At 58.7% G+C, this 16,157-nt stretch carries 12 protein-coding genes and 3 pseudogenes; all 15 read left to right on the forward strand.

Annotated elements, in window-relative coordinates:
• Positions 1 to 9: 9 nt before the first annotated feature.
• The 15 genes and pseudogenes from AC1VON_RS11335 (at position 10) to AC1VON_RS11405 (ending at position 16,142) form a co-directional block, all read left to right on the forward strand.
• On the forward strand, positions 10 to 1,419 hold the full coding sequence (locus AC1VON_RS11335; protein WP_483122185.1) for a M20 family metallopeptidase: 1,410 nt from the start codon (positions 10 to 12) through the stop codon (positions 1,417 to 1,419).
• A 528-nt stretch (positions 1,420 to 1,947) separates the two neighbouring features.
• On the forward strand, positions 1,948 to 3,045 hold the full coding sequence (locus AC1VON_RS11340) for an ABC transporter substrate-binding protein (protein ID WP_483122187.1): 1,098 nt from the start codon (positions 1,948 to 1,950) through the stop codon (positions 3,043 to 3,045).
• Positions 3,046 to 3,056: 11 nt separating this feature from the next.
• Positions 3,057 to 3,541 (forward strand): annotated as a pseudogene (locus tag AC1VON_RS11345) (ATP-binding cassette domain-containing protein); the annotation flags it as partial.
• 90 nt (positions 3,542 to 3,631) lie between these two features.
• The gene (locus tag AC1VON_RS11350; protein WP_483126417.1) at positions 3,632 to 3,829 is read left to right on the forward strand and encodes a hypothetical protein; all 198 of its coding nucleotides are present in this window, start codon (positions 3,632 to 3,634) and stop codon (positions 3,827 to 3,829) included.
• 8 nt (positions 3,830 to 3,837) lie between these two features.
• Positions 3,838 to 5,058 carry a sugar ABC transporter permease gene (locus AC1VON_RS11355; protein WP_483122189.1) on the forward strand — a complete coding sequence of 407 codons (1,221 nt, stop codon included), beginning with the start codon at positions 3,838 to 3,840 and terminating at the stop codon, positions 5,056 to 5,058.
• 70 nt (positions 5,059 to 5,128) lie between these two features.
• Positions 5,129 to 7,279, forward strand: a complete 2,151-nt coding sequence (locus AC1VON_RS11360) for a N,N-dimethylformamidase beta subunit family domain-containing protein (RefSeq protein WP_483122190.1) — start codon at positions 5,129 to 5,131, stop codon at positions 7,277 to 7,279.
• Between the two features lie 145 nt (positions 7,280 to 7,424).
• On the forward strand, positions 7,425 to 8,336 hold the full coding sequence (locus AC1VON_RS11365) for a dihydrodipicolinate synthase family protein (protein WP_140774858.1): 912 nt from the start codon (positions 7,425 to 7,427) through the stop codon (positions 8,334 to 8,336).
• Between the two features lie 149 nt (positions 8,337 to 8,485).
• Positions 8,486 to 10,096: pseudogene (locus tag AC1VON_RS11370) on the forward strand (choline dehydrogenase); the annotation flags it as partial.
• A gap of 137 nt (positions 10,097 to 10,233) precedes the next feature.
• Positions 10,234 to 11,382 (forward strand): ABC transporter substrate-binding protein, encoded by a 1,149-nt coding sequence (locus tag AC1VON_RS11375; RefSeq protein ID WP_483122193.1) that lies wholly within the window; start codon positions 10,234 to 10,236, stop codon positions 11,380 to 11,382.
• A gap of 43 nt (positions 11,383 to 11,425) precedes the next feature.
• On the forward strand, positions 11,426 to 12,334 hold the full coding sequence (locus AC1VON_RS11380) for an ABC transporter permease (protein ID WP_483122194.1): 909 nt from the start codon (positions 11,426 to 11,428) through the stop codon (positions 12,332 to 12,334).
• The gene (locus AC1VON_RS11385) at positions 12,334 to 13,122 is read left to right on the forward strand and encodes an ABC transporter permease (RefSeq protein ID WP_172352090.1); all 789 of its coding nucleotides are present in this window, start codon (positions 12,334 to 12,336) and stop codon (positions 13,120 to 13,122) included. Before AC1VON_RS11380 ends, AC1VON_RS11385 begins: the two co-directional genes overlap by 1 nt.
• Positions 13,123 to 13,130: 8 nt before the next feature.
• A pseudogene (locus tag AC1VON_RS11390) lies at positions 13,131 to 13,579 on the forward strand (ABC transporter ATP-binding protein); the annotation flags it as partial.
• Positions 13,580 to 14,044: 465 nt separating this feature from the next.
• On the forward strand, positions 14,045 to 14,242 hold the full coding sequence (locus AC1VON_RS11395) for a TOBE domain-containing protein (protein WP_483126311.1): 198 nt from the start codon (positions 14,045 to 14,047) through the stop codon (positions 14,240 to 14,242).
• 93 nt (positions 14,243 to 14,335) lie between these two features.
• Entirely contained in the window at positions 14,336 to 15,019 is a 684-nt protein-coding gene (locus AC1VON_RS11400; RefSeq protein ID WP_056567835.1) for a GntR family transcriptional regulator, read from the forward strand.
• Positions 15,020 to 15,224: 205 nt separating this feature from the next.
• A complete protein-coding gene (locus tag AC1VON_RS11405; RefSeq protein WP_483122195.1) occupies positions 15,225 to 16,142 on the forward strand; it encodes a proline racemase family protein in 918 nt (305 codons plus the stop codon).
• The last annotated feature ends 15 nt before the right edge of the window (positions 16,143 to 16,157 follow it).

Genomic DNA, 16,157 nt, shown 5'->3' on the forward strand with positions numbered 1-16,157 from the left:
AGGGCCGACATGAGCAATAGTCCTGCCGTCTGGGGGCACGTTGAGGCATTGGCGGAGCGCTTTGTTGAGCTGAGCGACAGGGTGTGGGCAACGCCCGAACTCAACTATCAGGAACACCGCTCGTCAGAGGCGCACGCGCGCATGCTGCGGGAGCAGGGTTTTCGGGTCGAGACGGGGCTCGCCGGAATGCCGACCGCAGTCATGGGAGAAGCGGGGGAGGGCGGACCGGTAATAGCCTTCCTTGGAGAGTTCGATGCGCTGCCGGAACTCAGCCAGGAGGCTGGCGCGGCGGAGCACAGGCCTCTCGCAGGAAACGGGCCAGGCCATGGCTGCGGCCACAACCTTCTGGGGTCGGGCGCGATGCTGGCCGCCACGGCGGTGAAGGAATGGCTGGCCGCGGGCAACCTGCCCGGCCGCGTGCGCTACTATGGCTGTCCGGCGGAGGAAGGCGGGGCCGGCAAGGCCTTCATGGTCCGTGACGGCATTTTCGATGATGTGGATGCGGCGATCTCGTGGCATCCCTTTGCATTCGCCGGCGTGATGGAGTCAGCCGCGCTCGCCTATGCCATTCTCGATTTTTCCTTCACGGGGCGCTCGGCTCATGCTGCTGGCTCACCGCACCTTGGGCGTAGCGCGCTCGATGCAGTCGAACTGATGAGCGTTGGCTCGAACTACCTGCGCGAGCACATCCCCTCCGACTGCCGGCTTCACTACGCCTATCTCGACGCAGGTGGTCCGGCACCCAACATCGTACAGGCTCAGGCGACGGTGCGTTACATCGTCCGATCGCCCCGCGCCCGCGAAGTCGTGGCGCTTGTCGACCGTGTCAAGGGCATCGCCGATGGCGCTGCCCTGATGAGTGAGACCACAGTAAAGTCGCGCATCGTATGTGCCATGAACAGCTTGCTTGGGAATCGCGTGTTGGAGCGGGCTTTGGCCCGCAATTTCGAAATGCTCGGGCCACCGGAATTCGACGCGGAGGACGAGGCCTTCGCGCAACGGATACAGGCAACCCTGACGCAGGATCACGTGCGGTCGGCATATGCAATGTTCGGGCTGGAGCCCGGCGCAACGGCATTGTGCGACCGCATTGTTGGAGTGGGATCGAGCGGCAGGCAGATGCTCGGATCGACTGATGTAGGAGACGTGAGCTGGAAGGTACCCACGGTCCAGGCTTATGGCGCCACTATGGCGATCGGGACGCCGCTTCACACCTGGCAAGTCACATCCCAAGGCAAATCGCCTCATGCCCATAAGGGCATGGTGCATGTTTCGAAGGTGATGGCAGCCACCGGGGCGGACCTGCTGAGCGACGCTGCCATGTTGACCGAGGCGAAGAAGGAGCACGCCTCCAGACTGGCGCGCGATCCTGTCGTGAACATTCTTCCGGCCGACCTCTCCCCGCCGCTTCTTGGCTAGTCCGGCGCGTGCACCGGGACGTGGGGTTGGCTCCAATTCTCGTTCGTGCCCCAGCCATGGGCTTCGCGACTGGAGACGCGAGCCTGCCCTGATTGAGTTGTACTGGTGGAGCATATTGGCGAATCCGATCGCTGTACTGAAATGGCTGCCTCATTGTGAACTGAGCTCGAGCCAGCTTCGGTCAGTCCGGGATTGCGACGTCCGACAGGGTGAATCGGTGACAACCGCGAAAGTGGAACCGAGTTCGCGCCGGGCAGGATAACCGAGTCGGCAATGCGGATTCGTGGTCGCCATATCGATCGTGAACCAACGCTTGGATCGCTGGCGATAAGACTAGTCCAGCCTGGATCTCCACGGCCGCTCTTCGCACGAAATTGCGGATTCAGCGCGTGAACATCAGCGCGCGCCTGCTCAAGGGCGAACAGCTTTTTTTGAAGCCCAGGCCCTCATACCCGTCACCATGCGACTTGACAGCTTCCTTTTTTGTATCCAATATCCTTTATAAATATGAAAACCAAGGGGAATGGTATGAAACTCACCAGGAATGCTGCGCGTGGCCTGTTCGCATTGACGATCGCCTTTTCGGGATTGGAGACCCCGGTGGCCCAAGCCGAGGAAGTCGCCTCAAAGATCGAGGGAACGGTATATTTCCTTACGCCCAATTCCCAAATCACGCGGTTTGAAGCCTATGACAAACCGGGGATGGATGAGGCACTGAAGAAATACGCTCCCAATCTGAAGCTTGTCGTTCTGAGCGCCGACAACGATCCGTCGAGGCAACTCGAGCAGGCCCAGGCTGCCGTGACCCAAGGCGCCAAGGCAATCATTCTGGCGCCGGCTGTGCCCAATCAAAGCCAGGGCATTGTGCAGGTGGCGCACGACGCCAGCATTCCGATCGTCGGGTATGCCTACAATTCCGACAACAGCGACATCGACTACTATGTCACCGTGCCGTTTGAGCCGATCGGCGAGGCGGCTGCCAATTTCGCGGTCAAGACGCTGGCCGATGCAAAGAAGCCGATCCGAATTGGCCTGATTACGGGCGACCCATCCTTCTTCTTTGACCGCGAGATCGTCAGCGGCACGGAGAAGGTCCTCGCCCCCCTGGTTCAAAAAGGCGAGGTCGAGATCGTCTGCAAGAGCGACAACCTGCAGCTCTCGGAGGAAAATGCCCGCGTCGCGACGGACGGTTGCCTGCAGCAGGCCGGTGGCGATATCGACGCGTTCCTTGTCCATAATGACAGTTCCGCGAACGGCACCATAGCCGCGCTGGCGGCACAGGATCTGCTTGGAAAGGTCAAGGTTTTCGGCGGCTATGACAGTCAGGCCGGGACGATCCAGCATCTTCTCGCCGGCAACATCGAGAACGATATGGTGCCGCCATATCGTGCGATGGCCGACAGCGCCGTCCGGCTGGTCGTCGCCCTTCTCGAAAAGAATGGCGAAGAAAAGAAGATGGTGAACGGGACCTACAACAACGGCATGAAGGCGGTTCCGGCGATCTTCAACGAGAACGTCTTCATCACCCGCGACAATGTGCAGGCAGAACTGATCGACAAGGGAATTCTGACGCGTGAGGAAGTCTGCGCGGGTCCCGCCGTCAAGAGCGCCTTGTGCACCAAGTGACGGTGAGCGCGATGGGTTCCACAAACACGAACAGCCAGCCCGTTCTTGAACTCATAAATATCAGCAAGCACTTCGGCGGCGTCCACGCTCTCGAAAGCGTATCCTTGGCGGTTCGTCCTGGAGAGGTTGTCGCACTGGTTGGCGACAATGGCGCCGGAAAGTCGACCTTGGTCAAAACCATTGCCGGCATCAACACGCCCGATGCCGGGGAAATGCGGGTCAATGGCGCAAAAGTCAGGATCACCGCCCCACATGATGCAATGCGGCTGGGTATCCAGACCGTCTATCAGGATCTCGCCTTGTGCGACAATCTCGATACGGTCCAGAACCTGTTTCTGGGACGTGAACTGCAGGGCGGGATCCTGACCGCCGGCCGTTTGCGTCGTGCCGACATGGAGAGCCGGGCGCGGAAGGTGTTGCGCGAACTGGGAGTCAGTACATTGCGCGACCTCACGGTGCCGGTGGGCAGTCTCTCGGGGGGCAACGCCAGTCGGTCGCCATCTGCCGCTCGGTGCTCTGGGAACCGAAAGTTGTATTGCTCGACGAGCCGACGGCGGCGCTGGGGGTCGCCCAGCGCAAGGAGGTCATGGCGTTGATCATGCGGCTTCGCCAGACCAATCATGGCGTCATCGTCATTTCGCACGACCTGGCCGATGTACAGGAGATGGCCGACACGGTTGTCGTCCTGCGGCTTGGGCGCAAAGTGGCTGAATTCAGCCGTGGAACATTCTCGCGCGACGATCTGGTCTCGGCAATCACCGGCCTGTCCGCATCAGCCGCCTAGGAAAGCCCATGAACAATTCAAAAGGCCTGCGGATAAGCAAGGGGGCCAATTTGCAAAATGATCGTACAGGCTCCCGGGATCTGCAGAGACGGATACTGAGTGGGATCAGCGGCAAGTATCGGTTTATCCCCGTCCTTATCGCGATCGCGCTCGTCTGGGCTTTCTTCTATGCGATGAACGACCGCTTCCTCTCGCCGCGAAACCTGACGAACCTCGCCGTTCAGATCGTTGTGACGGCTATGCTGGCGCTGGGTCTCGTGCTCGTTCTCATCGTGAAGGAGATCGATCTTTCGGTGGCCGCACTCAGTGCGGTGGCATCCGGTGTCATGGGTTATTTGTTGGTAACGGTCGGTCTTCCGTCGTGGCTGTGCCTGTTGGCGGCAATTGTCACGGGATCGGCGGTCGGCTTGGTCCAGGGGCTGATCATCTCGAGATTCCGGGCGCCCGCTTTCATCGTTACCCTAGGTACCTCGCTTGCCATGCAGGGCGTGCTTCTGATGCTCTTGCCGAGGAGCGGGTCGATCCCGCTATCGGGGACCGATATCCAGTGGATCGCCAACAGCTTCTTGCCGGCGATGGCCGGCTACCTGCTTCTGGCCATCGGTATCGGCGTGGTTGCCGCGCTCCTCGTCCAATCGTCAAACCACAAGAGGCGTCTCGGCATCCACCAATCAATCCCGAGCAATGTTTTGCTGCCAATCGCGGCCTTGAGCCTCGCCGGTGGTCTCGTTGTCGCCATTCTCAACCTCGATCGCGGCGTTCCAACGCCGGTGGCGATATTGATCGTTCTCCTCTCGATCATGGCCTATGTCACGACCCAGACGAAGTTCGGCACGTATCTCTACGCCATTGGCGGGAACGTGGAGGCCAGCCGGCGCGCCGCCATCAATGTTGGCCAGATCCGCATTTACACGTTCATCATCGCTGGCGCGCTGGCTGGCATTGCCGGCATCATCTCCGCGTCACGCACATTGGGGGTTTCCGCTCAATCCGGCAGCGGAACGCTCTTGCTCGAGGCGGTGGCCGCCGCTGTCATCGGCGGGGCCAGCCTTTTTGGCGGCCGTGGGTCCGTATGGGCGGCCCTTCTTGGGGCCTTGCTTATCGGCAGCATCACCAATGGGCTTTCGCTGCTCAGTGCCCCCACCGAGATCAAGTACCTGGTTCAGGGGTTGATACTGGTGCTTGCCGTCACCGCCGATGGGCTCCTGTCCCGGGATGCAAAATCATGAGTTTGCCGACGCAACTCGGTTCGGTCGCGGCTTTAACCGGGTGTGCAGCAGCGTATTTCGAGGAAACACGGTGAAGATCCTAGGGTATGCAAGTCATGTGAGCATCCAGCCGGGTGGTACGATCGATTTCAAGGTCAGTGCGGCCCAGGCGCCATATTCGGTCGAGTTTGTTCGGCTGCATGGCGTAGCCATCAATGGCGATGACCAATCAGTGAGAGAAGAGAGCATTGGCAACGCGGCGGCCGGTTTCTACCAGGGGCGGGTTCAGGACCTTGATCCGGGTTCGTACGCGATCGTGGTGCCAACGTTTTCCCCGGTGATCTCGACTTTTGGTTTCGAGGTCTGGGTCCAGCCAACTCTCAAGGATCGCGAGTGCCAGACAATCCTGGCTGTCGCCACCGACCGGACCACGGCTTCCTGGTCTCTCGTCATCGCGAGAGACCAGCTTGAACTGCGCGTCGGCTGGGGAGAAGACGCCAGGATTCTTTCCATGAACCTCAATGATCACGAGGGGAAGTGGATCCATATCAAGGGCGGGCGCAGCGATCGCGGCATCGCCCTTGAGTTTGCCGTCGACGGATTATGGCCATCCCAACGTTTTGGGCAAACGCGGTTTCTCGCGCTGCCGGATACGCCGGAGCCAGCCCGAGTCGATCGCATTCTCATCGGTTCCAACCTGGATGAGCGCGACCGCCCGGTGGACCGGTTCAACGGCCGGATCGACAATCCCTCCGTGTTGTCTGCACCCGGAGAGGGGGCAAAGCCGATCGCGTCATGGGACTTTGCGATGGGGATCGACACACTCATCGTCACCGATGTTTCCGGCAACGACCTGCATGGGACGCTTGTCAATCGGCCTGCTCGCGGGGTTCGGGGCCATCTGTGGAAAGGAACGAAGGTCCGCTATCAGGAAAATCCATCCGAGTGGTCCGCCATCCATTTCCATGAGGATGATCTGAACGATGCACGATGGGAAACTGATTTCAGTGCCACGTTTCCCGAGGCGACGCCGAGCGGCATTTATGCCGCCAAGCTCACACAGGGCGACCAGGTCGAACATCTGCCCTTCTACATCCAGCCGACCGAGCGATCCAAAAACAAGGTCCTGTTTCTGGCGCCCACGAACACCTATCTCGCCTATGCCAACGAGCATCTGGGATACGGTGAACGCGGCGAGGCTCACCAAAAGCGCATGCGCGACAAGATCCAGCTCAATGAGACGGATGTTTTCGTTCATACGCACCCTGAACTGGGGCTTTCGATTTACGATCGGCATGCGGATGGCAGTGGTGTCATGCATTCCTCGTGGAAGCGGCCTGTCGTCAATTTTTCGCCCAACTACATCACCTGGCTCAACGCCGCGCGCCGGCATTTTGCGGCTGACTTTTACATCACCGGCTGGCTGGAGAGATCCGGCGTCGGTTTTGACGTGGCGACGGACGAGGATCTGCATCGTATGGGCCTGGACCTTCTGGCCCGCTATGATGTCGTTGTCTCAGGATCTCACCCGGAATATCCGACATCACTGGAGATGGATGCGCTGAAGGCCTATGCCGGACAGGGCGGTAGCCTCATGTATCTCGGCGGCAACGGCTGGTATTGGGTGACGAGCTATGACGGCGACGACACCATGACGCTGGAGTGCCGGCGCGGCTATTCGGGTGAGCGCAACTGGACGTCTCATCCGGCTGAGTTGATGCATGCCACGACGGGAGAGATCGGAGGCCTCTATTCGCACCGAGGTCAAAGCAGCCGCCTGTTTTTCGGCGTCGCCTCGGCCGGCGTCGGTTGGGGCACCGCTTCGGGTTATTCTCGCACGCAGGACTCCTACAGTCCCGACCTTGCCTTCATGTTCGAGGGCATCGGCGATGAGATGATCGGTGACTTTGGCTATGTCCTCGGTGGCGCCGCGGGCGACGAGTTGGACAGCGCTGACTTCGCGGCCGGGACGCCAAGCAATGCCCGCGTGATCCTGAGCTCGCGGCACAATGATACCTACTATCCGTTCCTCGAGTCCGTCACGCAGGTCGAGCCGAATGTCAGCGGACCGAATAATCCGAATGTCAGGTCCGATGTCGTCTTCATCGAAACCGGTGCTGGCGGCGGGATATTCTCCGTCGGGTCGATCTGTTGGGCCGGATCGCTTGCCTACGACAACTACGACAACAACGTCGCGACGCTGACGGGCAACGTGCTCCGTCACTTTCTGGGGGAGGCGTAGGCAACTCCATTCCGAAAAAGGAGTTGAGCTTTTCGTCCAGAGTCTTCGAATTGCCAGGAAGGTCAGGGCTGGACTCGAAATATTGGATATTGTAGATTGGATATAGTGATGGCGTAAGGTATGCCATCGAACGCAAGAGGAAAAAATGAACAACTGGACTGGGGTGTTTCCCGCCGTAACCACCAAGCTGAATCAGGACGGCTCGATCAATGTACAGGCTAATCAGTCTGCCATTGACAGGCTGATCACCAACGGGGTTTCGGGCGTGATCGTTTTGCCGATGCTCGGCGAAAATGCCTGCCTCACTCCTTCCGAGAAGGAACTCGTCATCCGTAGCGCTCAGGAAGCGGCCGGCGGGCGGGTTCCAGTTCTGTCCGGACTTGCCGAGATCACCCAGGCTGACGCCAATTCTCGTGCTCGTGAATTCGAGAAACTTGGTGTGGAGGGCCTGATGGCGTTCCCCACCCTTGGGTACAAGTCCGATGCTCGAGAGACAGCCGAATGGTACAAGAGCCTGGCCAGGGCCAGTGGGCTACCGATCATGATATACAACAATCCGATCGCCTACGGTGTCGACGTTACCCCTCGGGTTTTGCAGGAACTGGCCGACTCGCCGACCATCGTAGCCGTCAAGGAAGAGACCGGCGATGTCCGTCGCGTGACCGACATGTATGTAGCGCTCGGCAATCGGTATCAGATTTTCTGTGGCGTCGACGATCAGGTCGTCGAGAGCGTCGCGCTCGGTGCGGTCGGCTGGGTGTCGGGCATGACAAATGTATGGCCCAAGGAATGCGTCACGCTGTTCAACCTTTGCAACCAGGGGCGCAAGGATGAGGCGCTGCAGCTTTACAGATTGCTGACACCGGCTTTCCATCTCGATACTCACGTGAAGCTCGTCCAGTACATCAAGCTCTCCGAGAGCCTGGTCTATGGCGCGCCCGAATGGGTGCGTGGACCGCGCTTGCCGCTCGTTGGCGACGAGCGGGAATTCGTGACGCGTACCATCAAGGACGCGATCAAGCAGCTCGAAAACTACTCGCTACCGCAGGCCGCATGATCTCTAAGATCATCATCATGATCTTCGGATCGTCATATTGAGAAGAACCGGCGGACAGTGGCACTAGGTTGTCCGCCGGTTTCATCGCCGAATTTTGAAGCCGGAGTGAGACAGGTGCGTTCGAAGAAATACGATTACATTGTCGTGGGATCTGGAGCGGCCGGCTCCATTGTCGCCGCCCGGCTCGGCGAGGACCGTAATGTCAATGTTCTCGTCCTCGAGGCGGGGCCGCACGACAATTCGATCTATGTTCGAATGCCTGCCGCAATGTCCTATCCGCTGACTGACAAAAAGCGGACGTGGGAATTCGAAACAGGGCCCGAGGCGGCTCTCGATGGCCGCATGGTCACACATCTTCGCGGCAAGATGCTTGGCGGCTCGGGATCCCTGAATGGCATGGTCTATGTGCGGGGAAATCCACGCGACTTCGACCGCTGGGCGGAAAATGGTCTTCCCAACTGGTCCTATGCCCATTGCCTTCCCTATTTCAAGAAACTGGAATCGTATGACAAGGGAAGCAATGAATACAGGGGCGGGCAGGGGCCAATACGGATCACGACGCTGAAGGCCGAGCTCGAGCCCTTCCGTGCGTTCCTGGAAGCCGGGCAGCAGGCCGGGCACCCGTTGAGCGAAGACTACAACGCCTATCGCCAGGAAGGCGTCCACGCCTATCAGGCCAACATCGACAATGGTATCCGCGCGAGTGGGGGAGAGCCTATCTTCGCCCAGCCATCAAGCGCGGTAATGTCGAGCTGCTTTTGAACGCCCTGGTTCACAAGGTCGATTTCAGTGGGCGGAAAGCTGTCGGCGTCACCTTCGAGAAAGATGGCGTGGTTCAGTCAGTTGAAGCCGAGCGCGAGGTTATCCTGTGCGGCGGCGCCTTCAACTCGCCGCATGTGCTTCTCCTTTCCGGTGTTGGTCCCGCCGCGGAACTTGCAGCGTACGGGATCAAGGGCGTGGCTGACGTTCCCGGTGTTGGAAAAGGCTTGCAGGATCATGTCGCCGTATCCGTCAAGTACCGTGCCTCGCATCGAGGCGTGTCTCCGGCGGTCGACATGAACCTCATCAAGATGGCGTTCATCGGCGCACAATGGCTGTTCTTCAGAAAGGGCTTGGGCATTACCAATCTGTGGGAAGTCGGCTCCTTCTTTAAAAGCAGCGATTCCGTCGAGTATGCCAACATCCAGCACGAGTTCCTGCCGATGCTCGGCGAGCTGATGCATGGAAAGGTCAACATCGAGGAAGGATTCCAATATCAGGTGTGCCTTGGCCGGCCGGAAAGCCGAGGGGCGGTGACGCTCAAATCGGCTGACCCGAGACTGCACCCGTCAATCGTGTTGAACTATCTCCAACAACAGCAGGACAGGCGGAATCTGATCGACGGCGTTCGTCATACTGACGAGATCATCCAACAAAGGGGTTGGGATAGCATCCGCGGCGAAGCTATCGTCCCCGGCCTGCGCAAGAAATCCGACGAAGAGGTCTTCTCTTGGCTCAAGGAGAATATGGGGACGCAATACCATCCGTGCTCGAGTTGCCGGATGGGCAATGACGACATGGCTGTCGTTGATGACGAAGGCCGGGTCCATGGTGTCGAACGCCTCCGGGTGATCGATGCTTCTGTCATGCCGCGCATTCCCAACGGCAACCTCCACTGCCCGACAATGATGATCGCCGAGAAGATGGTCGATCGCGTGCGAGGTCGCCAGGCGCTGCCACCGCAAGTGGCGCACTACGCCGACGAGAAGCGCTTGAGCTGAAATCCACCGGAGGGCGATCGGCCGCGGAGCCGGACTGCCTGGCCCGCACCACGCTTCACAAATGATTTGACTGCGAATTTATTATATCCAATATCCATTATAAAAAAGTGAGTGAACCAACACGAAAGGGGAATGACATGGCGAAAGAACCGAAGACGTCTATGCTTGAAACAATCCAGTTTACCCGACGTACCGCGCTGCTTGGCCTGGCAGGGGCCGGCCTTGGAGTGTCGACGGGACGACTGTTCGTAACGCCAGCCCGTGCGGCGGTTGGCGGCTCATTGCAGATCATGGCGTGGGAAGGCTACGACATGACGAATGAGCTGCGGGAGTGGCGGTCGACCAATGGTGTCACCGCGGAAACCTCATCGATAGCGTCTCAGGACGATGTCCAGGCCAAATTTATTGCCGGCAATCCTCCCCCCATCGATCTTGCTGAATACAATCAGGCCTACAGCAAGCTTTATATCAAGGATATGAAGATCGTTTCGCCGATCGATATGTCCAAAATACCGAACTACAACGCGGACAATCTCTTTGACGTATTCTTCGACAAGCCGACATGGTTCTCGGACGGCAAGCATTGGGGATCGCCCTACATATGGGGCTTCAACACCCTCCTCTATAACTCCGACATGATTAAAAAACCCGCGTCCTACAAGGATCTGCTGGACCCGAGCCTGAAAGGAAAGATCGCGATAATGGACGATGCGACGGGCAACTGGCCGTTGATCGCCCGCCTGGTCGGCTTGGGGGACAAGTATCCTCTGCTGACCCGCGAGGAGTTAGCCAAGGCGTTCGAGAACTACGTCCTGTATCGAAATCAGGCACGCCTGATCTCGATCAATCAGGGCGATGTGGCAAATTTCGTGGCGTCGAAGGAAGTCGCGGCGGTTCTTGTGGCGGATCCGTCAATCATCACGCAGGTGCGCGCGCAAGGCGTGCCACTCGAAATGGCGATCCCCGAAGAAGGCCCGGTGCTGTGGGTCGACGCTTGGTTCATTCCCATATCGGCCGACAACATCGATACCGCGCACGCGTTCATCAACCAGTCTCTCGATCCCCAGATCCAGGCCAAGGTCGCGACGGCGGTCGTGCAGGCGCCGGTCTCGAAGAAGGCCGTCGAGCTTCTGGATGCCGACGCCCGCAAGCGGATCGACTATTCGAAGATCAACGAAATATTCGCGTCTGGCTTGCCGGGTATTCCCCCCGTCGACGATGATGGCGAGCACGCGACCTATGCGGACTGGGTCCAGGCCTGGCAGGAATTCAAGGCAGGCCTGTAGTCCACCGTAACCAGTCGTCGGGGCCGGTCGGCGAGACCGGCTCTTGCGCTTTCTTGTCAAAGGAATTGCGATGACCTCATCACAAAGAACCGGAGGCATTCTGGCCGCGCCGGCGGCAATCTACATGCTGTTGTTCTTCGTGGTGCCCGCTATATTGCTGTTCTCCTATAGTTTCTGGATGTCATCCGGCTTCCGCATCGTTCCAGACTTTGTGCTGACCAATTACATATCGGCGATACGATCGCCGCTTTTCCTGCGTGTGACCTACAACGCAATCGTAATCGGTCTCATCACCGCGTCCGTAACGCTCTGTCTATCGATCCCTGTCGGATATTACCTGACTTACGTCGCCAGATCGAAGATCATCTTCTATCTCATTCTCGTCACGTGGTTCTCCAGCTACCTCGTCAGAATCTACGCCTGGCGCACATTGCTTGGCACCAACGGCCTGCTCAACGCGGTTTTGCTTCAACTCGGAATCGTCCACACACCCGTCCAAGCGTTCCTGTTCAGCCCATTTGCGGTCGCGATAACACTGACCCACATCTATCTGCCATTCGCGATTCTGATGGTCGTTTCAGCGATGAGCGAGATCAAGGCGGAACTTATCGAGGCATCGCGCGATCTCGGCACATCGGCTTTGGGGGCCTTCTTCCGGGTTGTCGCTCCCAACGCCGCGCAAGGCCTTATCGGCGCCTTCATGCTGACATTCATCCTTGTGGCAGGTGATTACGTCACGCCGCAGATGGTCGGCGGGTCCTCAGGTCAAACGACCGGCCTTCTTATCGCTGATCAATTCCGAAAGACCGGCAATTGGCCGCTCGGTGCCGCCCAGGCCTTTCTCATGTTTCTTGTATCGCTGGTCATCTATGCGCTCGTGCTTGCCCTGGGCCGCCTCACGGGACTCATTCCGGCCAGGCATAAAGCCAAACCTGCCAAGGAGGTTGCGTGATGTTGCTGAAGGCGGTCGTCTACGCGACCTTGGCATATCTCCTGATCCCGCTCGTCGTGATCGTCTTGTTCAGCTTCAATGCGGAGCAATCGTTTTCCTTTCCCATCAACGGTTACAGCCTGAGATGGTACACGCTGATCTTCGAGGATCCGCAGCTTGGCCAGGCTCTTGTCAAAAGCCTGGTGATCGCCACGGCAACAGCCATCATCACCCTTGTCCTTGGCACGGCCGCGTCCCTTGCCTGGTTGCGGCTGGGGAGGATTGGCCGAAGCGTTCTCGAAATCCTGTGCATCACCCCGATCGCACTGCCTGGCCTCTTCCTTGGTGTCTCATTGCTGGTCTTGGCCGCGCAACTGGGCGTCCGTCTTTCGACGGTCACGATCGTCGTTTCTCACGTCGTTCTATCCGTGCCGATGCTCATGATTGCCATGCGGGCCCGGCTTGCGCTCTTCGATCGAACGCTCGAAGAGGCCTCCCGCGACCTTGGCGCCTCGCAGATCGGGACATTCAGGAGAGTAACGCTTCCGCTGATCGCGCCGACCTTGATCTCCTGCGCGATCCTGAGCTTTGCCTTGTCGTTTGACGAGTTCGTCGTCACGTCATTTGTCGCCGGCACCGAAACCACCTTGCCCATGTACATCTGGTCGATGATGCGCCGCACGGTCACGCCACTGATCAACTCGGTCTCGACGCTCGCCCTCTTGTTCTCGATCGCCGTCATGGCGATCGGCTTCCTCGTCGGGCGGTTCAAGCGAGCATCGGCCCTGTCAGAACGCGCGTCCTCTTGAGGCTACAAATGAACACTGGAATATCAACTGAAGCACCGTTGATTGAACTGTCGAACGGTCAAAAACAGTTCGGCCTTTTTCAGGCCCTGACCAATATCAATCTCACGATCAACGAGGGAGAGATCGTGACCTTGCTCGGCCCGAGCGGCTGCGGCAAAACCACCTTGATGCGCATCATCGCCGGCTTCGAGGCACTCACATCCGGTACTCTGAAGATCGACGGCAAGGACGTTGCTGTGTTGCCCCCGGAAAAGCGGCCAGTGAACATGGTCTTCCAGCGCTACGCGCTGTTCCCCATCTGGACGTCTTCGACAATGTCGCATACGGCCTCAAGGTCAAGGGTGTCGAGAAGGACGAGCGCCGCAAACGAGTCCAGGCGATGCTCAGGACCGTGCAGATGGAAAGCCTTTCGCATCGTTTCATCGGCGAGCTCAGCGGTGGCCAATGCCAGCGGGTGGCGCTGGCCCGAGCCCTGGTGAATGGCCCCCGGGTTCTACTGCTCGACGAGCCTTTGGCTGCGCTCGACCTCAAGATACGCCAACATATGCTCGGAGAAATGAAACGAATCCAATTGGAGACGGGCGCAACGTTCGTTTATGTCACGCACGATCAGGATGAAGCGATGATCCTTTCGGACCGGGTTGTGCTGATCGATCACGGCCGGATCGTTCAGGTCGACAGACCTCAGGACATGTACTTTCGCCCAAGATCCCTGTTTGCGGCAAAATTTCTTGGCGAAACAAATCTGTTCGAGGGAAAACTGACTTCGTCTGGCATCGGGCAGCTTTCGCTGGAGACCAGGGACGGGCCGTTTGATGTGGTTTCGAATGATGTCCCGGTGTCTGAGAATGACGCCGCGGTAATGTCCGTCCGGCCGGAAGCGATGTCCTTCCGGCAATCCGATGCGCAGCTTGACTATGCGATGGACGCCAAAGTTGCCGACGTGATTTTTTCAGGCAGTCGCTCTTTCTTCCATCTGGTCAGCCCGGGCGGCCAAAAATTCCGAGTCCAGGTTCAAAACATGCCTGGTGCGGCCCTTCCGACGGCGGGCGACAAGGTCCATGTCTCGTGGCGTAAAGACAGCGCGACCGTTCTGCCTCTTGCCCCTACGTCATCCTGACATCCATTTGGACGTGCGGTCCGAGCGCCGCACTAGCGTTGCAATTCTATATCCTATATTCAATATGCTTGGAATTTTCCTGATAGGTAATAAATGGATCCGTCTGTCGCCATTAAGCGCCGAACCGTCACGTCTTCGGTCGTTGACCTGATCCGCGACAGGATCATATCCGGGTTCTACAAAGGCGGCCAGCAAATCAGGCAGGAAGCGATCGCCGAGGAAGCCGGGGTCAGCCGTATCCCGATCCGAGAAGCTCTTCTTCAGCTCGAAGCGGAGGGACTTGTCGTCATTCACACTCATAAGGGGGCGGTTGTCGCGTCGCTGACCGTGGATGATGCGATCGATATCTTCGAAGCACGTCTCGCGCTTGAGCCGTTCATCCTGAAGAAGGCGATCGAACGGGCAACCGAGGTTGACATCGAGCATGTACGACGCGCCCTGGATGACTATACCAGAGGGGTGGAGGCAAAGGAATCGCCAGCGAAGCTCAGTGAACTCAACTGGTCGTTTCACAAGGCGATGTCCCGTTCCGCAAGGCGGCCGCGGTCTCTCGCTCTTTTGTCATCACTTTACAATTCCGCCGACAGATATCTCCGTCTTCAGATCGATGCCCGATCAGCGCAGACCAAAGCGCTGGAAGACCACAAGGCGCTGGCGGTTGCATTCGCCGAGGGCAATCAGACCCTGGCGCAGAAGCTTCTCAGGAAGCACATCGAGGACGCTCGCGACGACGTGATGGCTGGCCTGCAGGCGCTGCCGGATTTCGAAAACTCCTGATCGTTGGTTTGTAATTTTTGCGCGAAGCTGCCATTGGCTATTGCTTGCTTTCAATAAATATTGGATATTGGATATAGAAGCCACTGGAGTCGGGCATGCAGTTGGATCGCGTTATAACCGTCGTTGGCGCACACGCCGAAGGTGAGGTCGGTCGGGTCATCACGGGTGGCATTCTCCCCCGCGCGGGGCGACGATGTTCGAAAGGATGGAGAACCTGGAGCGCGACAGCTCATGGCTCAGGAACATGCTGCTGTTCGATCCGAGGGGCAGCGTGAATGCCGCCGTCAACCTCATCACGCCGCCAATCCATCCTGATGCCGACATCGGCATGATCGTCATGGAGTCCGATTACTTTGTGCCGATGTCGGGATCGAATCTGATCTGCACGGTGACCGTCGCGCTCGAGGCCGGAATGATTCCCATGAAGGAACCTCGGACGATCGTGCGGGTCGACACGCCTGCGGGATTGGTGGACGTGATCGCCGAATGCCGCGCAGGCAAGTGCCGGAGCATCACTTTTCGCAATATCCCCTCCTTCGTCATGCATCGCGACAGCATGATCGACGTTCCGGGACTCGGTTCGCTGCGGGTCGATGTCGCGTATGGCGGCATGATCTACTGCATCGTGAATTCGGCGGATCTGGACCTGACGCTCGCGCGCGGCGAGGCCAGGCAGCTTGTCGAGATCGGCGAACGGATCAAGGCGGCGGCGGCCGTTCAACTGCCGTCGATTCATCCCGAAAATCCGCTCATCCATACGATCAATCAGACCGAGTTTGCTGGCCCAGTGGAGGTCATCAACGGCGTCAAGACGTCCAAGAACGCGGTCGTCGTGTCGCCCGGGCGGCTCGATCGCTGCCCATGCGGGACAGGCACCTCGGCGCGCATGGCGCTTCTTCATGCCCGTGGTGATCTCGCTGTCGGTGAGAAGTTCAGGCACCTCTCCATTCTCGACACGGTTTTCGACTGCGAAATCATCGCCGAAACCAAGGCAGGTGATGTGCCAGCGGTCATTCCGCAGGTCTCTGGCCGCGCCTGGTTGACGGGTGTGAGCCATTACGGCGTGGATCCCGAGGATCCGTTCCCGGAAGGCTACCGCCTATCTGACACCTGGTTCAATTGATCGACAGGCACCCTT

The sequence above is a fragment of the Mesorhizobium sp. HAY1-8B genome (assembly GCF_056868045.1).